Annotated in this window: 19 protein-coding genes and 1 pseudogene; 11 read left to right on the forward strand and 9 right to left on the reverse strand. The window is 53.4% G+C overall.

Translation table 11 applies throughout. The features are described 5' to 3' along the window. Positions 1-63 precede the first annotated feature (63 nt). Positions 64-2,262 carry a Zn(II)/Cd(II)/Pb(II) translocating P-type ATPase ZntA gene (zntA, locus tag ACUU1M_RS01605; protein WP_000106523.1) on the forward strand — a complete coding sequence of 733 codons (2,199 nt, stop codon included), beginning with the start codon at positions 64-66 and terminating at the stop codon, positions 2,260-2,262. Positions 2,263-2,363: 101 nt separating this feature from the next. Here the strand turns inward: zntA and tusA are convergent, their stop codons facing one another. Then, positions 2,364-2,609, reverse strand: coding sequence for a sulfurtransferase TusA (gene tusA, locus ACUU1M_RS01610; protein WP_000130621.1), 246 nt, complete (start codon positions 2,607-2,609; stop codon positions 2,364-2,366). 220 nt (positions 2,610-2,829) lie between these two features. On the opposite strand from tusA, the gene ACUU1M_RS01615 reads away from it, so the two are divergent. Then, the gene (locus tag ACUU1M_RS01615; protein WP_001100467.1) at positions 2,830-3,495 is read left to right on the forward strand and encodes a 7-cyano-7-deazaguanine/7-aminomethyl-7-deazaguanine transporter; all 666 of its coding nucleotides are present in this window, start codon (positions 2,830-2,832) and stop codon (positions 3,493-3,495) included. 72 nt (positions 3,496-3,567) lie between these two features. Next, positions 3,568-4,125 (forward strand): phage sensitivity protein DcrB, encoded by a 558-nt coding sequence (gene dcrB / locus ACUU1M_RS01620; protein ID WP_001245295.1) that lies wholly within the window; start codon positions 3,568-3,570, stop codon positions 4,123-4,125. 3 nt (positions 4,126-4,128) lie between these two features. On the opposite strand, the gene ACUU1M_RS01625 is transcribed toward dcrB, so the two are convergent. Then, positions 4,129-5,346, reverse strand: coding sequence for an MFS transporter (locus ACUU1M_RS01625; protein ID WP_005077893.1), 1,218 nt, complete (start codon positions 5,344-5,346; stop codon positions 4,129-4,131). 131 nt (positions 5,347-5,477) lie between these two features. Between ACUU1M_RS01625 and ACUU1M_RS01630 the strand changes: the two are divergent. The 8 genes and pseudogenes from ACUU1M_RS01630 (at position 5,478) to nikR (ending at position 12,561) form a co-directional block, all read left to right on the forward strand. Then, positions 5,478-6,486: pseudogene (locus ACUU1M_RS01630) on the forward strand (AI-2E family transporter). 54 nt (positions 6,487-6,540) lie between these two features. Then, a complete protein-coding gene (acpT, locus tag ACUU1M_RS01635; protein ID WP_000285784.1) occupies positions 6,541-7,128 on the forward strand; it encodes a 4'-phosphopantetheinyl transferase AcpT in 588 nt (195 codons plus the stop codon). A 110-nt stretch (positions 7,129-7,238) separates the two neighbouring features. After that, a complete protein-coding gene (nikA, locus tag ACUU1M_RS01640; RefSeq protein WP_000953356.1) occupies positions 7,239-8,813 on the forward strand; it encodes a nickel ABC transporter substrate-binding protein in 1,575 nt (524 codons plus the stop codon). Next, positions 8,813-9,757, forward strand: a complete 945-nt coding sequence (gene nikB / locus ACUU1M_RS01645) for a nickel ABC transporter permease subunit NikB (protein ID WP_000947068.1) — start codon at positions 8,813-8,815, stop codon at positions 9,755-9,757. Before nikA ends, nikB begins: the two co-directional genes overlap by 1 nt. Further along, positions 9,754-10,587 carry a nickel ABC transporter permease subunit NikC gene (gene nikC / locus ACUU1M_RS01650; protein ID WP_001008975.1) on the forward strand — a complete coding sequence of 278 codons (834 nt, stop codon included), beginning with the start codon at positions 9,754-9,756 and terminating at the stop codon, positions 10,585-10,587. Before nikB ends, nikC begins: the two co-directional genes overlap by 4 nt. Beyond that, complete coding sequence (gene nikD, locus ACUU1M_RS01655; protein ID WP_001136237.1) at positions 10,587-11,351, forward strand: nickel import ATP-binding protein NikD; 765 nt, start codon at positions 10,587-10,589, stop codon at positions 11,349-11,351. The genes nikC and nikD overlap by 1 nt, the downstream gene beginning before the upstream one ends. Further along, positions 11,348-12,154: a nickel import ATP-binding protein NikE gene (gene nikE, locus ACUU1M_RS01660; RefSeq protein WP_000173669.1), complete on the forward strand. Its 807-nt coding sequence runs from the start codon at positions 11,348-11,350 to the stop codon at positions 12,152-12,154. The genes nikD and nikE overlap by 4 nt, the downstream gene beginning before the upstream one ends. A gap of 5 nt (positions 12,155-12,159) precedes the next feature. Beyond that, positions 12,160-12,561, forward strand: coding sequence for a nickel-responsive transcriptional regulator NikR (gene nikR, locus ACUU1M_RS01665; RefSeq protein WP_001190062.1), 402 nt, complete (start codon positions 12,160-12,162; stop codon positions 12,559-12,561). 119 nt (positions 12,562-12,680) lie between these two features. Here the strand turns inward: nikR and ACUU1M_RS01670 are convergent, their stop codons facing one another. From ACUU1M_RS01670 to ACUU1M_RS01700, 7 genes are all read right to left on the reverse strand, one after another. After that, complete coding sequence (locus tag ACUU1M_RS01670; protein ID WP_000593555.1) at positions 12,681-13,040, reverse strand: type II toxin-antitoxin system HicB family antitoxin; 360 nt, start codon at positions 13,038-13,040, stop codon at positions 12,681-12,683. Next, a complete protein-coding gene (locus ACUU1M_RS01675; protein WP_001259385.1) occupies positions 13,037-13,312 on the reverse strand; it encodes a type II toxin-antitoxin system HicA family toxin in 276 nt (91 codons plus the stop codon). The genes ACUU1M_RS01670 and ACUU1M_RS01675 overlap by 4 nt, the downstream gene beginning before the upstream one ends. Before the next feature lie 58 nt (positions 13,313-13,370). Further along, positions 13,371-14,495 carry an ABC transporter permease gene (locus ACUU1M_RS01680; RefSeq protein WP_001216257.1) on the reverse strand — a complete coding sequence of 375 codons (1,125 nt, stop codon included), beginning with the start codon at positions 14,493-14,495 and terminating at the stop codon, positions 13,371-13,373. Beyond that, the gene (gene rbbA / locus ACUU1M_RS01685; protein ID WP_000149092.1) at positions 14,495-17,230 is read right to left on the reverse strand and encodes a ribosome-associated ATPase/putative transporter RbbA; all 2,736 of its coding nucleotides are present in this window, start codon (positions 17,228-17,230) and stop codon (positions 14,495-14,497) included. Before rbbA ends, ACUU1M_RS01680 begins: the two co-directional genes overlap by 1 nt. Further along, on the reverse strand, positions 17,227-18,294 hold the full coding sequence (locus ACUU1M_RS01690; RefSeq protein ID WP_000361463.1) for an HlyD family secretion protein: 1,068 nt from the start codon (positions 18,292-18,294) through the stop codon (positions 17,227-17,229). The genes rbbA and ACUU1M_RS01690 overlap by 4 nt, the downstream gene beginning before the upstream one ends. A 62-nt stretch (positions 18,295-18,356) precedes the next feature. Next, positions 18,357-18,470, reverse strand: coding sequence for a protein YhiY (gene yhiY / locus ACUU1M_RS01695; RefSeq protein ID WP_001296785.1), 114 nt, complete (start codon positions 18,468-18,470; stop codon positions 18,357-18,359). A gap of 189 nt (positions 18,471-18,659) precedes the next feature. Continuing rightward, positions 18,660-20,282 (reverse strand): DUF4049 domain-containing protein, encoded by a 1,623-nt coding sequence (locus tag ACUU1M_RS01700; RefSeq protein WP_005077881.1) that lies wholly within the window; start codon positions 20,280-20,282, stop codon positions 18,660-18,662. Positions 20,283-20,312 lie beyond the last annotated feature (30 nt).

Raw genomic sequence — 20,312 nt, forward strand, 5'->3', positions numbered from 1 at the left:
CTCTGGAGTCGACTCCAGAGTGTATCCTTCGGTTAATGAGAAAAAACTTAACCGGAGGATGCCATGTCGACACCTGACAATCACGGCAAGAAAGCCCCTCAATTTGCTGCGTTCAAACCGCTAACCACGGTACAGAACGCCAACGACTGTTGCTGCGACGGCGCATGCTCCAGCTCGCCAACGCTCTCTGAAAACGTCTCCGGCACCCGCTATAGCTGGAAAGTCAGCGGCATGGACTGCGCCGCCTGTGCGCGCAAGGTAGAAAATGCCGTGCGCCAGCTTGCAGGCGTGAATCAGGTGCAGGTGTTGTTCGCCACCGAAAAACTGGTGGTTGATGCCGACAATGACATCCGTGCCCAGGTTGAATCTGCGGTGCAAAAAGCGGGCTATTCCCTGCGCGATGAGCAGGCCGCCGACGAGCCACAAGCATCGCGCCTGAAAGAGAATCTGCCGCTGATTACGCTTATCGTGATGATGGCAATCAGCTGGGGTCTGGAGCAGTTCAATCATCCGTTCGGGCAACTGGCGTTTATCGCGACCACGCTAGTTGGGCTGTACCCGATTGCTCGTCAGGCATTACGGCTGATCAAATCCGGCAGCTACTTCGCCATTGAAACCTTAATGAGCGTAGCCGCTATTGGTGCACTGTTTATTGGCGCAACGGCTGAAGCTGCGATGGTGTTGCTGCTGTTTTTGATTGGTGAACGACTGGAAGGCTGGGCCGCCAGCCGCGCGCGTCAGGGCGTTAGCGCGTTAATGGCGCTGAAACCAGAAACCGCCACGCGCCTGCGTAACGGTGAGCAGGAAGAGGTGGCGATTAACAGCCTGCGGCCTGGCGATGTGATTGAAGTCGCCGCAGGTGGGCGTTTGCCTGCCGACGGTAAACTGCTCTCACCGTTTGCCAGTTTTGATGAAAGCGCCCTAACCGGAGAATCCATTCCGGTGGAGCGCGCGACGGGCGATAAAGTTCCTGCAGGAGCCACCAGCGTAGACCGTCTGGTAACGCTGGAAGTGCTGTCAGAACCGGGTGCCAGCGCCATTGACCGGATTCTGAAACTGATCGAAGAAGCCGAAGAGCGCCGCGCCCCCATTGAGCGGTTTATCGACCGTTTCAGCCGTATTTATACGCCAGCGATTATGGCCGTCGCCCTGCTGGTAACGCTAGTGCCGCCGCTGCTGTTTGCCGCCAGCTGGCAGGAGTGGATTTATAAAGGTCTGACGCTGCTGCTGATTGGTTGCCCGTGTGCGTTAGTTATCTCAACGCCTGCGGCGATAACCTCCGGGCTGGCAGCAGCAGCGCGTCGTGGGGCGTTAATTAAAGGCGGTGCGGCGCTGGAACAACTAGGTCGTGTTACCCAAGTGGCGTTTGATAAAACCGGTACGCTGACCGTCGGTAAACCGCGCGTTACCGCGATTCATCCGGCAACGGGTATTAGTGAATCTGAACTGCTGACACTGGCGGCGGCGGTCGAGCAAGGCGCGACGCATCCACTGGCGCAAGCCATCGTACGCGAAGCACAGGTTGCTGAACTCGCCATTCCCACCGCCGAATCACAGCGGGCACTGGTCGGGTCTGGCATTGAAGCGCAGGTTAATGGTGAGCGCGTGTTGATATGCGCTGCCGGGAAACATCCCGCTGATGCATTTGCTGGTTTGATTAATGAACTGGAAAGCGCCGGGCAAACGGTTGTGCTGGTAGTACGTAATGATGACGTGCTGGGTATCATTGCATTGCAGGATACCCTGCGCGCCGACGCTACAACTGCCATCAGTGAACTGAACGCGCTGGGGGTTAAAGGAGTGATCCTCACCGGCGATAATCCACGCGCAGCGGCGGCAATTGCCGGGGAGCTGGGGCTGGAGTTTAAAGCGGGCCTATTGCCGGAAGATAAAGTCAAAGCGGTGACCAAGCTGAATCAACATGCGCCCCTGGCGATGGTCGGTGATGGTATTAACGACGCGCCAGCGATGAAAGCTGCCGCCATCGGGATTGCTATGGGTAGCGGCACAGACGTGGCGCTGGAAACCGCCGACGCAGCATTAACCCATAACCACCTGCGCGGCCTGGTGCAAATGATTGAACTGGCACGCGCCACTCACGCCAATATCCGCCAGAACATCACCATTGCGCTGGGACTGAAAGGGATCTTCCTCGTCACCACGCTTTTAGGGATGACCGGGTTGTGGCTGGCAGTGCTGGCAGATACGGGTGCGACGGTGCTGGTGACGGCGAATGCGTTAAGGTTGTTGCGCAGGAGATAAGGCAAACCGATCGCAACATTGAGCGCGATCGGTCCCCTCGCCCCTCTGGGGAGAGGGTTAGGGGGTGAGGAAAAGGCGGCATCGAAGCCAATCAGCCCCTATCAACCGCCTTTACGAATCAAATAACGATAAGGCAGTCCATCCGTCTCTTTCGCAACCAGTTCGTGTTCCATAAAGGTACAAAACCCAGGAATATCGCGGGTAGTGGCCGGATCGTCGGCGATAATCAGCAACGTTTCGCCAGGCTGCATATTGCGCACGGTTTTGCGCACCATCATCACCGGTTCCGGGCAGCGCAGGCCAAGCGCGTCGAGTGTGTGGTCAGGGCTGGAAAAGAGATCGGTCATTTTCTTCTCATCACTTAAAAAAACGGCGCTAGTTTACGCCCTGTGAGTCCGTAAGCAAACCAGGTTAACGATTGCGTGAAAATTAACCATTGCATTGTCAACGTAAAGCAGTATCATGCGGCGGCTCGAAAAAAGGGTAAGCACGTTATTATGTTAAGGTAACAGACGTGTCGTACGTATTGGGTTCCCTCACCCCAATGGTTAATCAAAAAGGTACAATATGAACGTTTTCTCGCAAACTCAACGCTATAAGGCGTTGTTCTGGTTATCGTTATTTCATCTTCTGGTGATCACCTCCAGTAACTATCTGGTTCAGCTTCCCGTCTCCATTTTTGGTTTCCATACCACCTGGGGCGCGTTTAGCTTTCCGTTTATTTTTCTTGCTACCGACCTGACCGTGCGTATTTTTGGCGCACCGCTGGCCCGACGCATTATCTTCGCGGTAATGATCCCTGCGTTATTAATCTCCTACGTCATCTCGTCGCTATTCTATATGGGTTCCTGGCAGGGATTCGGCGCACTCGCCCACTTCAACCTGTTTGTCGCCCGTATCGCCACCGCCAGTTTCATGGCCTACGCGCTGGGGCAAATCCTCGACGTGCACGTTTTTAACCGCCTGCGTCAGAGTCGCCGCTGGTGGCTGGCACCGACAGCGTCCACACTGTTCGGTAACGTCAGCGACACGCTGGCCTTTTTCTTCATTGCCTTCTGGCGTAGCCCGGATGCCTTTATGGCTGAACACTGGATGGAAATCGCGCTGGTCGATTACTGTTTCAAAGTGTTAATCAGTATCGTTTTCTTCCTGCCAATGTATGGCGTATTACTCAATATGCTGTTGAAAAGACTGGCAGATAAATCCGAAATCAACGCTTTGCAGGCGAGTTAAAGGTTCGTTATCAGAGTTGTGATAAGATGGATGAATGAGCCGTTATGGCCGTTTATCGAAAGGAAGAAGTCAATGCGCAATCTGGTTAAATATGTCGGAATTGGCCTGCTGGTTATGGGGCTTGCGGCCTGTGATGATAAAGACACTAACGCTACGGCGCAGGGTTCGGTCGCGGAAAGTAACGCTACCGGGAATCCCGTCAACCTGCTTGATGGCAAGTTAAGTTTCTCGCTGCCAGCGGATATGACCGACCAGAGCGGTAAGCTGGGAACGCAGGCCAATAACATGCATGTCTGGTCCGACGCCACCGGGCAGAAAGCAGTCATCGTCATCATGGGCGATGATCCGAAAGAAGATCTGGCGGTGTTGGCGAAGCGTCTGGAAGATCAGCAACGTAGCCGCGATCCGCAGCTGCAAGTGGTAACCAATAAAGCCATTGAGCTGAAAGGTCACAAAATGCAGCAGTTAGACAGTATTATCTCCGCGAAAGGCCAGACGGCGTACTCTTCCGTTATTCTGGGTAACGTGGGTAATCAACTGCTGACCATGCAAATTACGCTGCCAGCTGACGATCAGCAAAAAGCGCAAACCACCGCAGAAAACATCATTAATACGCTGGTTATTCAGTAAGTTTTAAGATGATGAGGCGGCCTCAGGGACGTGTTCCGGAGGCCGTTTTTTTAATCGCCACGTCAGTAATAACGCGATTGCGACCAGTCCCGCCGCCGCCAGATAAATCACCGGTACGCCCGCCCAGCTCATCACCAGCCCAGCCAGTGGTCCAGTCACGCCAAGCGATAAATCCATAAATACGGTGTAAGTTGCCAGCGCCGCCCCCTGATTTTGCTGCGGAACCGCTTTTACCGCCACTACACCCAATGCCGGGAACACCAGCGAAAACCCGGCCCCCGCCAGTAAGACGCCGATTTTCGCCATCCACGGCATAATCGCCACGCCAACCAGTAGCAGGCCGATTATCTCAACGCTAAAGCAAATCATCGCTACGTTTAAGCCACCGATACGGTTAATGCCGTTAGGGAATAACAAACGCGTACCGACAAACGCACAGCTAAACAGCGTCAGCGCGAAAGCCGCACCGTCCCAACCTTTAGCGTCATAAAACAGCGTGATAAAGGTGGCGATGACGCCAAATCCGGCGGAAGCCAGTGCCAGCGCCATACCGTACAGCCAGACGCGCCCAAGCACCGCGCGAAACGGCAGCGGTTTGCCTTTACTGGCTTTTACCGTCGGACGCCGGATCGCCAACAAAATGGCCACCAGCGCCACGCCCATAATGATTAACGCTAACGCCTGCAAGCCGCCCCAGTGATAAAACACGACGCCTAACGGCGCACCCATCGCCATCGCCCCGTAAGTGACAATGCCGTTCCACGAAATCACCCGCCCGATATGCAGCGAGCCAACCACTCCAACGCCCCATAGGGTCGATCCCGTTCCGGCAAAACTTTGCCCAATCCCAAGGATGACGCGCCCCTGGCAAAGTAATAACAGGCTGATGACAGGCAGACTGGCGGTTAATCCTGCCGTCAGATACCCCAGACCGCTCAAAAAGCAGCCGCATAAACCGAAGACGACAATCTTTTTGGGTCCCAGCAAATCGGCGTAACGTCCGGCATGAGGGCGGCTCAGCAAGGTGGCGAAATATTGCAGGCTGATAACCAATCCTGCCCAGAAGGCGCTAAAGCCCATCACATCATGGACATAGCCCGGTAATACAGCGAGCGGCAACCCGATGGTGAGGTAGCTGGCGAAGTTAAACATGACAATGGAGACAATGCGCAAATTCAGGCGCAATCCGTTTAGCGCGGGTTCGGCTACGGGTTCGGGCATGAGGATCACCACATTTTTACAACAGTGTTTCATTTTTACCATGTGCTGACGTGAAAATCAGCAGTAAGAATCAGAATATTGCTGGCGTGACTCCCGCTACACTTAACACAAAAAGTCACAAGGAAGCCCCAATGGAAACCCCTCAACCCGATAAAACGGGCATGCACATTCTGCTCAAGTTGGCCTCGCTGGTAGTGATCCTCGCGGGCATTCACGCAGCGGCAGATATCATTGTGCAGCTGTTACTGGCGCTGTTTTTTGCCATCGTCCTCAACCCGCTCGTTACCTGGTTTATTCGTCGGGGAGTACAACGCCCCGTTGCCATTACGATTGTAGTGGTGGTGATGCTGATCGCACTAACCGCGCTGGTCGGCGTACTGGCGGCATCGTTTAACGAATTTATCTCTATGCTGCCGAAGTTTAATAAGGAGCTGACGCGCAAACTTTTTAAATTGCAGGAGATGTTGCCTTTTCTTAATTTGCATATGTCGCCGGAGCGAATGCTGCAGCGGATGGACTCGGAAAAAGTGGTTACCTTCACCACAGCGCTAATGACCGGGCTTTCCAGGGCAATGGCGAGCGTGCTTTTGCTGGTGATGACCGTAGTTTTTATGCTGTTTGAAGTGCGCCACGTCCCTTACAAAATGCGTTTTGCGCTGAATAACCCACAGATTCACATCGCAGGATTACACCGCGCACTTAAAGGCGTTTCGCATTATCTGGCGTTAAAGACGCTACTCAGTTTATGGACAGGTGTCATCGTCTGGCTGGGGCTGGCGCTAATGGGCGTACAGTTTGCGCTGATGTGGGCAGTACTGGCGTTTTTGCTCAACTACGTGCCCAATATCGGCGCGGTAATTTCCGCCGTACCGCCAATGATTCAGGTGCTGCTGTTTAATGGTGTTTACGAATGTATTCTGGTCGGCGCATTGTTTTTAGTGGTCCATATGGTCATCGGCAATATTTTAGAACCACGGATGATGGGCCATCGCCTGGGGATGGCTGCTCGGCCCGGTAGGGATGCTACTTTCGGTGCCATTAACCAGCGTGTGTAAAATCTGGATGGAAACGACGAAAGGTGGCAGCAAACTGGCGATTTTACTGGGGCCGGGCAGACCGAAAAGTCGGTTACCGGGATGAGGCGACAAGTGATACGATACGCACTTTCATTTTCCATTAAACGTTGGCCCTGATATGTATCGGATAGTTCTGGGGAAAGTTTCGACCTTAAGCGCAGCTCCACTGCCACCGGGTTTACGCGAGCAAGCACCGCAAGGTCCACGACGCGAACGCTGGCTGGCGGGGCGTGCATTGCTTTCGCACACGCTTTCCCCGCTACCGGAGATCATCTATGGCGAACAAGGCAAACCTGCATTCGCGCCGGAAACGCCGCTATGGTTCAACTTAAGCCATAGCGGTGACGATATCGCTCTGCTGTTGAGCGATGAAGGCGAAGTCGGCTGCGATATCGAAGTGATTCGCCCGCGCGCCAACTGGCGCTGGCTGGCGAACGCCGTGTTCAGCCTCGGGGAACACGCTGAAATGGACGCCGTGCATCCTGATCAGCAACTGGAAATGTTCTGGCGCATCTGGACGCGCAAAGAAGCCATCGTTAAACAGCGTGGCGGCAGCGCCTGGCAAATCGTCAGCGTAGATAGCACCTATCACTCCTCGCTGTCAGTCAGCCATTGTCAGCTAGAAAATTTAAGCCTTGCGATCTGCACCCCCACCCCCTTTACGCTCACCGCCGACAGTGTGCAATGGATCGATTCAGTTAACTGATCCGCCCACCCGACTGCCCATCTATTGATCCAGAACAGGTAATCAGTATGACGAATACTTAAAATCGTCATACTTATTTCCGCCATCTATTTTAATCCATTGGGGTTACCATGCTCTCCACACTCCGCCGCACTCTATTTGCGCTGCTGGCTTGTGCGTCTTTTATCGTCCATGCCGCTGCACCAGATGAAATCACCACCGCCTGGCCGGTGAATGTCGGGCCACTAAACCCGCACCTTTACACGCCTAACCAGATGTTCGCCCAGAGCATGGTTTATGAACCATTGGTGAAATATCAGGCAGACGGTTCGGTGATCCCGTGGCTGGCAAAAAGCTGGACTCATTCAGAAGATGGTAAAACCTGGACCTTCACCCTGCGTGATGACGTGAAATTCTCCAACGGTGAACCGTTCGATGCCGAGGCGGCGGCAGAAAACTTCCGCGCAGTGCTCGATAACCGTCAACGTCACGCCTGGCTGGAGCTGGCAAACCAGATTGTTGATGTTAAAGCACTCAGTAAAACAGAGCTGCAAATTACCCTGAAAAGCGCCTACTATCCTTTCCTGCAAGAACTGGCCCTGCCCCGTCCTTTCCGTTTTATCGCTCCCTCGCAGTTTAAAAACCATGAAACCATGAACGGAATTAAAGCGCCGATTGGCACCGGACCGTGGATTTTGCAGGAATCGAAACTGAATCAGTACGATGTCTTCGTCCGTAACGAAAACTACTGGGGCGAAAAGCCAGCGATTAAAAAGATCACCTTTAACGTCATCCCGGACCCGACTACCCGCGCGGTGGCGTTTGAAACTGGCGATATCGACCTGCTGTACGGAAACGAAGGGTTATTACCGCTCGATACCTTCGCCCGCTTTAGCCAGAATCCGGCTTACCACACCCAACTGTCACAGCCGATCGAAACCGTGATGCTGGCGCTCAATACCGCCAAAGCCCCCACCAACGAGCTGGCAGTACGTGAAGCTCTTAATTACGCGGTAAACAAAAAATCGCTGATTGATAACGCGTTATATGGCACCCAGCAGGTCGCCGACACCCTGTTTGCCCCTTCTGTGCCTTACGCTAATCTCGGCCTGAAACCGCGCCAGTACGATCCGCAGAAAGCGAAAGAGTTGCTGGAAAAAGCCGGTTGGACGCTGCCTGCGGGCAAAGACATCCGCGAGAAAAATGGTCAGCCGCTGCGCATTGAACTGTCGTTCATCGGCACCGATGCGTTAAGCAAATCGATGGCGGAAATCATTCAGGCTGATATGCGCCAGATTGGCGCAGATGTCTCGCTGATTGGCGAAGAAGAGAGCAGTATCTATGCTCGTCAGCGCGACGGTCGTTTTGGCATGATTTTCCACCGCACCTGGGGCGCGCCATACGATCCACACGCCTTCCTGAGTTCAATGCGCGTACCGTCGCACGCTGACTTCCAGGCACAGCAAGGATTAGCCGACAAGCCGCTGATTGATAAAGAGATCGGCGAAGTGCTGGCGACCCATGACGAAACGCAACGTCAGGCGCTGTATCGCGACATTCTGACCCGTCTGCATGACGAGGCGGTTTATCTGCCTATCAGCTACATCTCGATGATGGTGGTATCAAAACCGGAGCTGGGTAATATCCCCTACGCGCCGATCGCCACCGAAATTCCGTTCGAACAGATTAAACCGGTGAAACCTTAATGTTGCGTTACGTATTACGCCGCTTTCTGCTGCTGATCCCGATGGTGCTCGCCGCCTCGGTGATCATTTTTCTGATGCTGCGCCTCGGTACCGGCGACCCGGCGCTCGATTATCTGCGTTTATCTAACCTGCCGCCGACGCCGGAGATGCTGGCCTCTACCCGCACCATGCTCGGGCTGGATCAGCCGCTGTACGTCCAGTACGGTACCTGGTTGTGGAAGGCGCTGCATCTTGACTTTGGTATCTCATTCGCCAGCCAACGCCCGGTACTGGACGATATGCTGAACTTCCTGCCCGCCACGCTGGAACTTGCAGGTGCGGCGCTGGTATTAATTCTGCTCACTTCCGTACCGCTCGGTATCTGGGCGGCGCGCCACCGCGATCGTTTGCCGGATTTCGCCGTGCGCTTTATCGCGTTTCTTGGCGTGTCGATGCCCAACTTCTGGCTGGCATTTTTGCTAGTGATGGCGTTTTCGGTGTATCTGCAATGGCTACCCGCGATGGGCTACGGCGGCTGGCAGCACATCATTTTACCTGCGGTTTCCATCGCCTTTATGTCGCTGGCGATTAACGCGCGACTGCTGCGCGCCAGTATGCTGGACGTCGCCGGTCAGCGTCACGTCACCTGGGCGCGGCTACGCGGCCTGAATGACAAACAGACCGAACGCCGCCATATTCTGCGCAATGCCTCGCTGCCGATGATCACCGCCGTGGGGATGCACATTGGCGAATTGATTGGCGGGACGATGATTATCGAAAACATCTTTGCCTGGCCTGGCGTCGGGCGCTATGCGGTGTCGGCGATTTTTAACCGTGACTATCCGGTGATTCAGTGCTTTACGCTGATGATGGTGGTGGTTTTTGTGGTCTGTAATTTGATTGTCGATTTGCTCAACGCCGCGCTGGACCCACGCATTCGTCGTCATGAAGGAGCGCACGCGTGAACTTTTTCCTCTCTTCCCGCTGGTCGGTACGCCTGGAGCTGATCATTATCGCCCTGCTGGCGCTGATTGCGCTCACCAGCCAGTGGTGGCTGCCGTACGATCCACAGGCAATTGATTTGCCGTCGTGCCTGCTTTCGCCGGATGCGCAGCACTGGCTGGGCACCGATCACTTAGGTCGCGATATTTTCTCGCGGCTGATGGCAGCGACTCGCGTGTCGCTCGGTTCGGTAATGGCCTGCCTGCTGCTGGTGCTGACATTAGGGCTGGTTATTGGCGGCAGCGCCGGGTTGATTGGCGGGCGCGTTGATCAGGCCACCATGCGCGTCGCCGATATGTTTATGACCTTCCCGACCTCGATTCTGTCGTTCTTTATGGTTGGCGTGCTCGGCACCGGGCTGACCAACGTAATTATCGCCATCGCCCTGTCGCACTGGGCGTGGTATGCACGCATGGTGCGCAGCTTGGTGATTTCACTACGCCAACGCGAGTTTGTGCTGGCGTCACGGCTTTCCGGTGCGGGCCATGTGCGGGTGTTTGTCGATCATCTGGCAGGCGCGGTGATCCCTTCGCTGCTGGTGCTAGCAACGCTGGATATCGGCCATATGATGCTGCACGTCGCGGGGATGTCTTTCCTTGGCCTCGGTGTGACCGCACCGACCGCCGAATGGGGCGTGATGATTAACGACGCGCGCCAGTATATCTGGACCCAGCCGCTGCAAATGTTCTGGCCGGGGCTGGCGCTGTTTATCAGCATGATGGCCTTTAACCTGGTGGGTGACGCACTGCGCGATCATCTGGATCCTCATCTGGTGACGGAGCACGCACACTAATGCCGCAACAGATTGAACTACGTAATATCGCGCTACAGGCCGCGCAGCCGCTGGTACACGGTGTATCGTTAACCCTGCAACGCGGGCGCGTGCTGGCGTTAGTCGGCGGTAGCGGCAGCGGGAAATCATTAACCTGCGCCGCGACGCTGGGCATTTTGCCCGCTGGCGTTCGCCAGACGGCGGGGGAAATTTTAGCCGATGGCAAACCGGTTTCGCCTTGCGCCCTGCGCGGCATCAAAATTGCCACCATCATGCAGAACCCGCGCAGCGCCTTTAATCCACTGCACACCATGCACACCCACGCGCGGGAAACCTGCCTGGCGTTAGGGAAACCCGCCGATGACGCTACGCTTACCGCTGCCATAGAAGCGGTGGGGCTGGAAAACGCCGCGCGCGTGCTGAAGCTGTACCCGTTCGAGATGAGCGGCGGCATGTTGCAGCGCATGATGATTGCGATGGCGGTGCTGTGTGAATCACCGTTTATCATCGCCGATGAACCGACCACCGACCTCGACGTGGTAGCACAGGCGCGCATCCTCGATCTGCTGGAAAGCATTATGCAAAAACAAGCGCCGGGAATGCTGCTGGTCACCCATGATATGGGCGTTGTGGCGCGTCTGGCGGATGACGTGGCGGTGATGTCACAAGGTAAAATTGTCGAACAGGGCGATGTAGAAACGCTGTTTAACGCCCCCAAACATACGGTGACGCGCAGCCTGGTTTCCGCTCATCTCGCCCTCTACGGTATGGAGCAGGCATCATGACCTTACTTAACGTCTGCGGCCTTTCCCATCACTATGCCCACGGTGGATTTAGCGGAAAACATCAACATCAGGCGGTGCTGAATAACGTTTCCCTGACCCTGAAAAGCGGCGAAACCGTCGCCCTGCTGGGACGCAGCGGCTGCGGAAAAAGCACCCTCGCGCGGCTGCTGGTAGGCTTAGAGTCTCCCTCACAAGGGAATATTAGCTGGCGCGGCGAATCGCTGGCGAAACTTAATTGCGCCCAACGTAAAGCCTTCCGCCGTGATATTCAGATGGTGTTTCAGGACTCCATCAGTGCCGTGAATCCGCGCAAAACCGTGCGCGAGATCCTGCGTGAACCGATGCGCCACCTGCTATCACTGAAAAAATCCGAACAACTGGCGCGCGCCAGCGAAATGCTGAAGGCGGTCGATCTCGATGACAGCGTTCTCGACAAACGCCCACCGCAGTTAAGCGGCGGCCAGCTCCAGCTCGTCTGCCTGGCACGCGCGCTGGCGGTCGAACCGAAATTGCTGATTCTGGATGAAGCCGTTTCTAACCTTGATCTCGTGTTACAGGCGGGCGTCATTCGCCTGCTGAAAAAGCTACAACAACAGTTTGGCACTGCCTGCCTGTTCATCACTCATGACTTACGCCTAGTGGAACGCTTTTGCCAGCGAGTGATGGTGATGGACAACGGACAAATCGTCGAAACCCAGGCGGTGGGAGATAAATTAACCTTTTCCTCTGACGCCGGACGTGTGCTACAAAACGCGGTATTACCCGCATTCCCCGTGCGCCGTCGCACCTCAGAAAAGGTTTAACGCCAATGCAACGAGTCACCATCACGCTTGATGACGATTTACTGGAGACGCTGGACAGCCTGAGCCAGCGTCGTGGTTATAACAACCGTTCCGAAGCTATCCGCGATATTCTGCGTAGTGCCCTGGCGCAGGAAGCTACCCAGCAGCACGGCACACAAGGTTTCGCGGTGCTGTCGTATGTGTATGAACACGAAAAACGCGACTTAGCCAGCCGTATTGTTTCCACCCAGCATCATCACCACGACCTCTCCGTCGCCACGCTACATGTGCACATCAACCACGACGACTGTCTGGAAATCGCCGTGTTGAAAGGTGACATGGGTGACGTGCAGCATTTTGCCGATGACGTTATCGCCCAGCGCGGCGTGCGGCACGGGCATTTGCAGTGCCTGCCGAAGGAAGATTGAGTTATTTCTAAAACAAGGAAAGAAAAGATATTAACTGAACTTAATTTATAAAATTAAGTTCAGTTGCATAGATAGATCCTGTAAAGGCAGATATTCTGCGTAATGTACGTCGCTAAAATTTATAAATGATTCAAACGCTCATTCAGTGTTTCAATAATATAGGTATTAACAGAGACTTGTTGCTGCGCAGCCGCATTATTAAGGCGTTCACTCAGCGATTCTGGATAGCGTAACGTAAAGGTCTTAATCTTTTCTGTACGCGCATACGGCTCAATACCCGCAGCTTTACAATCCTCAAGATACTCTCGCAGGGAAAGCTCTCCTTCTTTTTGCAGCCCCTGAATACTGTCAGAGACAAAATCACAATAACCTGACAAGCCCAAGAATTTGCCACGAAATGCATTCAGTTCTGGCACGTAGGTAATAACAGCTGGTTGCCCGGCAATCTCCATAGAGTTTGGCGTCTTCAGTTTGATCATGGTTTTACCCCTATACTTAGTAACCAGTCACGCACGCTTTCTACAGCGCCTTTATCGGTATCTGGCGACGGATGAGGCCGATGGAAACACGCAACGCTCATATTTAGTATGAACTTGCAACGCGAACCTCTTCCTTCCTTAATTTCTCCGCCTAATGCTTTAACCAGTGACTCTATATCAGACCACTTGATCCCTTGAGGAACAGGAGTTTTAAATATTTGATCCAATGTATTTTTTTGTTTCTTCCGTAAAGCCTGTACCTTGGTTCTCATGGCATGTCCTTATGACTTCACTTTATGACATCACAGTATGAAGTCAAGTTTCCCTTCCTTACGCCATTGTCCCAATCGTCTTCCTGAATCGCAGCAGTGCGATGGTGAAAAACGCGCCGCCAATTGCCATCAGCGTCAGGAACTGCGGCCAGACGATTTCGAATCCGGCACCCCGGTAGAGGATGGCCTGCGCGAGGCTAACAAAGTGTGTCGTCGGCATGGTCAGCATAATGTCCTGCACCATCTGCGGCATACTTTCGCGCGGCGTGGATCCACCGGAAAGCATTTGCAGCGGCAGCAGCACCAGAATCACCAGCAGCCCCAGTTGCGGCATTGAACGCGCTATCGTCCCCATAAAAATGCCGATTGACGTGGTGGCAAACAGACTGAGCGCCACGCCCAGCATAAACAGCGGGATCGAGCCTTCAATCGGTACGCCCAGTACACCTTTCACCATCAGCACCAGCGATAATCCCGATACCACCAGCACCACCAGCCCCATCGACCAGATCTTCGCCATCATGATCTCAAACGGCGTTATCGGCATCACCAGTAAATGTTCCACCGTGCCGTGTTCACGCTCGCGGATCAGCGCCGATCCGGTCAATACAATCGCCAGCATGGTAATGTTGTTGATGATCGCCATCACCCCGCCAAACCACGCGGGATCAAGGTTCGGGTTAAAGCGCATCCGGGTTTCCAGCGATACCAACGGTTCGCTGTTATCACGGTAGCGCGCGACAAAGCTGTTCACTTCACCGTTGATAATATTCTGAATATACCCATTGCCGGTAAATGCCTGGCTCATGCGCGTGGCATCGACGTTCACCTGAATATCCGGCTGGCGTCCGGCGAGGACATCACGCTGAAAATTAGGCGGAATATTTATCGCGAAGGTATAGCGTCCGGCGTCCAGTCCGGCATCCATCTCATCGGCGGTGATCATCTCCGGTGGCAAAAACCACGGACGATAGAAGCTGTTAACGATCCGGTTCGATAACTGCGATTGATCCATATCGGCAATGGCGATCGGCGCGAGGTTCAACGATCCTGGCGTAACGGTCGCTGACGAATACACCGACACCGTAAACGAGAAGACAATCAGCGTCAGCATCGCTTTATCACCGAGCAGACTGCGCAACTCTTTGATACCCAGATTAAAAATATTGCGTAAATGGCGCATCATCCCTCCTGTTTTTTCAGCAGCAGGATGCTTAAGCCCATCACCAGCGGGATGGCTATCAGCAACGGGATAAAAAGTTGCCACAAATCAGTCAGATCCAGCGCTTTCGAGAACGTTCCGCGGGCGATAGTCAGAAAATGACTGGTCGGGTAAACCTCGCCGATCCAACGTCCAGGCCCTTCCAGCGAAGCTACCGGATCGATCATCCCGGAAAACTGTGTCGCCGGGATCAATGTGATAATCGCCGTTCCGAAAATGGCGGCAATCTGGCTTTTCATAAAGGTGGAGATCAGCAGCCCCATTCCAGTGGCAATGATGATATACAGCAGCGCCGCCAGGGTGAGCGTCAGGAAACTGCCTTTATGCGGTACGCCAAACACAAACACCGACAGGCCGCAGAGCAGGAAAAAGTTCAGCATCCCCAGCGCGATGTACGGCAGCTGTTTGCCAAGCAAAAATTCGCTACGGGTGGTGGGGGTCACGTAAAGGTTGATAATCGACCCTAGCTCTTTTTCCCGCACCACGCTAAGGGCGCTTAGCATTGACGGGATCATCATCAGCAGAAGCGGGATCACCGCCGGAACAATCGCTGGCAGGCTTTTTACGTCCGGGTTATAGCGATAACGCGTCTCAATGTTCATCAGCCCGCTTTGGCTGGCGGGTGTCGATTGTCGGCTCGCCACATCCTGAAGCCAACTCTGGTGCATTGCCTGCACGTAACCTTTTACCGTTTCGGCACGACTGGGCATCGCTCCGTCGATCCAGACGCCGAGTTCCACAGGCGTACCACGCGCGATATCGCGCCCGAAATTGGGCGGGATCTCAATGGCCACCGTGATATCGCCCGCACGCATCCGACGATCAAGCTCGTCATAACTGGTGAGCGGCGGCTGTTCGATAAAGTAACGGGAACCGGAGAGGTTGAGTGTCCACGCCTGGCTACTGACGGTCTGGTCGCGGTCGAGCACCGCAAAGCGCAGGTTTTCCACATCCATACTGATGCCGTAACCCATTATCAGCATCAGGATCACCGTTCCCATCAGCGCCAGCGTCGAACGTACTGGATCGCGTCGCAGTTCCAGCGCTTCGCGGCGGCTGTAGCTAAACAGACGGCGCAGGCTAAATCCCTGACGCGGCGCGTGGGTGGTGTCGTGTACCACGGGCGGCGCTTCGGCTTCGTTGCTCTGCCCTGCCGCTTCCTGCAAATAGGCGATAAATGCCTCTTCCAGACTGGCGGCTCCGCGTTTCTCAACCAGTTCCTGCGGTGTACCGCTGGCAAGCACTTTTCCGGCGTGCATCAGTGAGATGCGGTCGCAACGTTCCGCTTCGTTCATAAAGTGGGTGGAGATGAAGATAGTCACTTTGTCCTGGCGCGAGAGATCGACCATCAACTGCCAGAACATATCCCTCGCCACCGGATCGACACCAGAAGTAGGCTCATCGAGGATTAACATCTCCGGGCGATGAATCACCGCCACCGCCAGCGAAAGCCGCTGGCGAATGCCGAGCGGCAATGACTCCGGCAGAACATCTTCAACGTCGTTGAGCTTAAAACGCTCGCTCATTTCAGCCACTCGCGCGGGAATTTCCGCTTCCGGGATGTGAAACAAACGGGCATGTAACTCCAGGTTTTGCCGCACGGTGAGTTCGTTATAGAGCGAAAACGCCTGCGACATATAGCCCACACGACGGCGGGTATCGATATCTTTTGGATCAACCGGTTGCCCAAATAGCCACGCCTCACCTTCGCTGGCGGGCAGCAGTCCGGTAAGCATTTTCATGGTGGTGGATTTACCGCAGCCGTTCGAACCAAGGAATCCAAAAATCTCCCCGCGTGGAATGCGGAAATTGACGTGATCAACGGCAACGAAGGAACCAAAACGCATGGTCAGATCGCACGCTTCGATGGCAATCTCTGCGTTTTCAGGTTGATACGGTGGGATCACTACCGCCTGATGCGCCTGGCGTTGCGCTTGCGGTAACAGATTAATAAATGCTTCTTCCAGCGTGGCGCTTTGCGTTTGCTGCCGCAGCTCTTCGGCGCTGCCGGTTGCCAGCACTTCTCCGGCATTCATCGCTACCAGCCAGTCGAAGCGTTCGGCCTCTTCCATATAGGCGGTGGCGACCAGCACGCTCATATTGCTCTGCCGCTGGCGAATACTGTCGATCAGCTCCCAGAACTGGGCGCGGGAGAGCGGGTCAACCCCCGTTGTTGGCTCATCAAGGATCAACAGTTCCGGGTCGTGGATTAACGCGCAGCACAGCCCAAGTTTTTGCTTCATCCCGCCGGAGAGTTTACCTGCCGGACGATCGCGAAACGGTGCTAACCCGGTGCTGGTCAGCAGCTCATTAATTCGCACTTCCCGCTCCGCTTTATCGTGACCGAACAGGCGAGCGAAAAAATCGACATTTTCATACACCGACAAGGTGTGGTAGAGGTTTTTGCCCAGCCCCTGCGGCATCCAGGCGATGCGCGGGCAGACGTCTCGGCGATGCTTCGGGTCGTGCATATCGCCACCCAGCACCACCACATTGTCCTGCTCAATGACGCGGGCACCGGAAATCAGTGACAATAAACTCGACTTCCCGACGCCATCCGGACCAATCAGCCCGACCATGCAACGGGCCGGAATATCGAGAGTGATATTGTTCAGCGCAACGGTTTTTCCATAATGCTGGCTCACGCCCGCCAGTTGCGCGACAGGCGGGACGGGAACCAGTTCCAGATGCGTCATTGCGGCAACCTCACCACGAGGTCGTCAGGCCACGGAAGTTCTTCATTCACCCGCACCCACGCTACGCCCGGTAAACCGGTTTTGACATATTCCAGATGCTGCTGGAGTAATTCCGGTGGGATACGCGCTTTGACGCGGAACATCAGTTTCAGCCGTTCATCGCTGGTTTCGACGGTTTTTGGCGTGAACTGGGCGACACTGGCGACAAAACTGATGGTTGCAGGAATACGCAGATCTGGCGCGGCATCGAGGATCAGCCGGGCTTCACCGCCCAGTTTCAGCGTGCCCGCCTGTTCGGTTGGCAGGAAGAAGGTCATATAGACGTCGCTGAGATCGACCATATTCAGCACCCGACCGCCTGCCGCCAGCACTTCCCCTGGCTCGGCAACCCGATACTGCACGCGTCCGTCACGCGGGGCTTTCAGTTCACTGTCATCGATATCTGCGGCAATGCGCCGTTCAGTGGCTTGCGCTGCTTCGACCCGAGTTTGCGCCTGAATGATATTGGTGCGTGCTGCTTCTATAGCCGCTTTAGAAGCCGAAACCTGGGCTTTCGCTGATTCCAGCGCAGCTCGGGCGCTCTCAGCGGCGGCGCGGTCGTCATCCAGCTGTTGCGCAGAAATAGCCCCTCGTTGGGCGAGCGAGCGGGAACGCGTATGACGTTTGGCAACAGAGTCCAGTTCGGCCTGGCGTTGATTGACCAGCGACTGTGCGGCACGAGTTTCACTTTGTCGTTGCTCCAGCAAAACCTGCGCGGCGGCAACGGCGCTTTGTGCCTCTTTGATTTGCGCGATGGCTTCCAGTCGCTGTTCCTGCAACACGCGAGTATCCATCTTCGCCAGCGCTTCGCCTTCGCGAACAAACTGGCCTTCTTTCACCAGAATGGTGTCGATACGCCCGGCAATTTTGCTGGCGATATCCACTTCCGTCGCTTCAATGCGCCCATTGCTGACAGCAAAGCCTTCCGGCACACCCGCCGGGCGCAACAGCCACCACGCCACGACGGCAGCCACCGCCAGTGCCCCGACAACCCACCACGCCAGATGGCGCTTACTCTTATCCATAATCGACCCGCCATAATCCCTGTAAGCAAACGACGCGTGTTACAACTGCCGCCGAACGACGTTCAGCGGATTCTTCCATCCGGGATAAGAAGGAAACGACAAATACGACCAGCGCGCAGAGCATTGAGCGCCAACGGGGAAGGCTTAGTGAAAACGGGTAGTAATGTTGTCATCATCAGCATTCCTGGCCGTAAATGAAACACGCATACTCATAAGTGTGATCTATAAAACTGGCTGACAAAACGGTATCCATCCTGTTGGATCGCGTTTCACGCCTGTTCAGTTGCAGGAACAGAGCATTCCTTTTTACGTTTTATCAACAGTCTCAACCAGATAGTAACATTAATATTCATGTTGTCTATGGTTCAGAGCTGTAACATTGTGCGCCTTCTAATCAAAGGCATAAGTCCATTTCTGTTTTTTTCATGCTGGTAAGACTTCCAGGGAGTGGTTATCTCTGGCCCTGCACCAGGGTTAATTTGGCAATTATGCATGCTGAACATTCTTCCAGCATGTTTACTGTCACGGGCGTTAAGACCTAAAACTGTCCCCGTTTCACCTATGCGTTCTCTCCCACCATTTCCGTTATGTGCAACAACTTGATTTATACCTAACATTTGTGAACATGCTAATAGTGCTTCAAGTTTAGGTCTGTAATCTGTCGAAACAGAAAAATAACGATTAAAGGATCGACAAGAGATAGCCCGGCTAGTTTTAAACTTTTTGCCATTAATTATAGCATGATGCTTTTTATTAATAATTTCCGCTAATTCGACCGGATCGAGAGCATTGGTCATTTCATCAATAGAGACAGTTATCGGTCCTATAATGTAACGTTTTCGCTGATCATCAAAAGTTATCCCATGATGATTTGCCATTATTTTGTATTTGGGGTCATAGAAACATACAGGATAATCTTTTATCCCGTCGTAGGTATCCTCATCAAGTGGTTTCATGCGCGTGAAGTTTTGCATATAGTTACCATTGCAATTCGTTTCATGATTTCCAGCTAATACATGAACATTTTCATTGATACTCATTATGTGTTTTAACAAATCGATGATAAATTGATCGCCACAGATATTACTAAATCGATCGCCGGTTTGGTCGCCAAGAAACGTACATGGCGTGACTGCGTCTTTATTAATAACCAAATAAGGCTGAAGACTTTCTAAAACATTATCTCTTCTGTTCAGTATACTGATTATTGTATTAACATTAGTGTCAAGTTGCTCATTAAAGTTCTCCCTTAGCAATACGTTGAGAACTTCATCTTCTATGTTAAGCAACTGGCTAAGGAAATTTTCTCCTTCAGCCATGATTCCCAAATGTCCTGTTGCAAAAAGCGCGTACAAAACTGCACCGACTGAGCCATCGGTATCGCCAAAATAGGTCGGCCTGGTACTTGTGGGATCAACAGGTGAACAATTGGAGAAATAGGTTCTGTCAGCGAACTGGGGTTTTATAATTGTTTCGAATTTAATATCAAATACATTGTATTGCGATATTTCCCAGTTCCAGATGGGTTTGTACGACTCAGTAACTGCAACATCATTAGCATTATCATTTACTGTCATATTATTAAGTAAATAAACAATGCTGCACCAATTAATATCGGTATTATCAAGAGGGCAACCGTAATTTTTACTATTAATTGTCACAATAAACTGATAACAGTTATTCCTACGTAGAATATGAGCGCGCATGCCCGATAGCATACTATATTTTTCTGAATGATTCGTTTGTATGGTAAATGAAATTTTGTCATCTTGAATAGATTGTTGGAAACGTTCTATTTGCCAATCATCAATTTTTTCCACAACTTCACCGAGCATTGTCCTGGCAATACTTGATATATCATCACCTATACCATTTGCAATATACCCAAACAGTTCTTTAGTGAAGTTGGTAACATGCTCTTGCACCATATCATTTGTTGCGATTGTCGTTGTACTGCCATTAGTGCCTGCCACAGTTCCAATTTTCATCTTTTACCTCATATTATTCACCGCGAGGAA

The organism is Shigella sp. SIG6 (assembly GCF_053555815.1).

What these genes read in the sequence shown, in the direction of transcription:
- ACUU1M_RS01700 (WP_005077881.1), bottom strand. Translation starts at nt 20,282, where the DNA reads ATGAAAATTGGAACTGTGGCAGGCACTAATGGCAGTACAACGACAATC.
- ACUU1M_RS01680 (WP_001216257.1), bottom strand. Translation starts at nt 14,495, where the DNA reads ATGCGCCATTTACGCAATATTTTTAATCTGGGTATCAAAGAGTTGCGC.
- tusA (WP_000130621.1), bottom strand. Translation starts at nt 2,609, where the DNA reads ATGACCGATCTCTTTTCCAGCCCTGACCACACACTCGACGCGCTTGGC.
- ACUU1M_RS01670 (WP_000593555.1), bottom strand. Translation starts at nt 13,040, where the DNA reads ATGATCAAACTGAAGACGCCAAACTCTATGGAGATTGCCGGGCAACCA.
- rbbA (WP_000149092.1), bottom strand. Translation starts at nt 17,230, where the DNA reads ATGACGCATCTGGAACTGGTTCCCGTCCCGCCTGTCGCGCAACTGGCG.
- acpT (WP_000285784.1), top strand. Translation starts at nt 6,541, where the DNA reads ATGTATCGGATAGTTCTGGGGAAAGTTTCGACCTTAAGCGCAGCTCCA.
- nikA (WP_000953356.1), top strand. Translation starts at nt 7,239, where the DNA reads ATGCTCTCCACACTCCGCCGCACTCTATTTGCGCTGCTGGCTTGTGCG.
- ACUU1M_RS01675 (WP_001259385.1), bottom strand. Translation starts at nt 13,312, where the DNA reads ATGAGAACCAAGGTACAGGCTTTACGGAAGAAACAAAAAAATACATTG.
- yhiY (WP_001296785.1), bottom strand. Translation starts at nt 18,470, where the DNA reads ATGATGACAACATTACTACCCGTTTTCACTAAGCCTTCCCCGTTGGCG.
- nikB (WP_000947068.1), top strand. Translation starts at nt 8,813, where the DNA reads ATGTTGCGTTACGTATTACGCCGCTTTCTGCTGCTGATCCCGATGGTG.
- ACUU1M_RS01625 (WP_005077893.1), bottom strand. Translation starts at nt 5,346, where the DNA reads ATGCCCGAACCCGTAGCCGAACCCGCGCTAAACGGATTGCGCCTGAAT.
- nikE (WP_000173669.1), top strand. Translation starts at nt 11,348, where the DNA reads ATGACCTTACTTAACGTCTGCGGCCTTTCCCATCACTATGCCCACGGT.
- ACUU1M_RS01615 (WP_001100467.1), top strand. Translation starts at nt 2,830, where the DNA reads ATGAACGTTTTCTCGCAAACTCAACGCTATAAGGCGTTGTTCTGGTTA.
- nikD (WP_001136237.1), top strand. Translation starts at nt 10,587, where the DNA reads ATGCCGCAACAGATTGAACTACGTAATATCGCGCTACAGGCCGCGCAG.
- nikR (WP_001190062.1), top strand. Translation starts at nt 12,160, where the DNA reads ATGCAACGAGTCACCATCACGCTTGATGACGATTTACTGGAGACGCTG.
- dcrB (WP_001245295.1), top strand. Translation starts at nt 3,568, where the DNA reads ATGCGCAATCTGGTTAAATATGTCGGAATTGGCCTGCTGGTTATGGGG.
- zntA (WP_000106523.1), top strand. Translation starts at nt 64, where the DNA reads ATGTCGACACCTGACAATCACGGCAAGAAAGCCCCTCAATTTGCTGCG.
- ACUU1M_RS01690 (WP_000361463.1), bottom strand. Translation starts at nt 18,294, where the DNA reads ATGGATAAGAGTAAGCGCCATCTGGCGTGGTGGGTTGTCGGGGCACTG.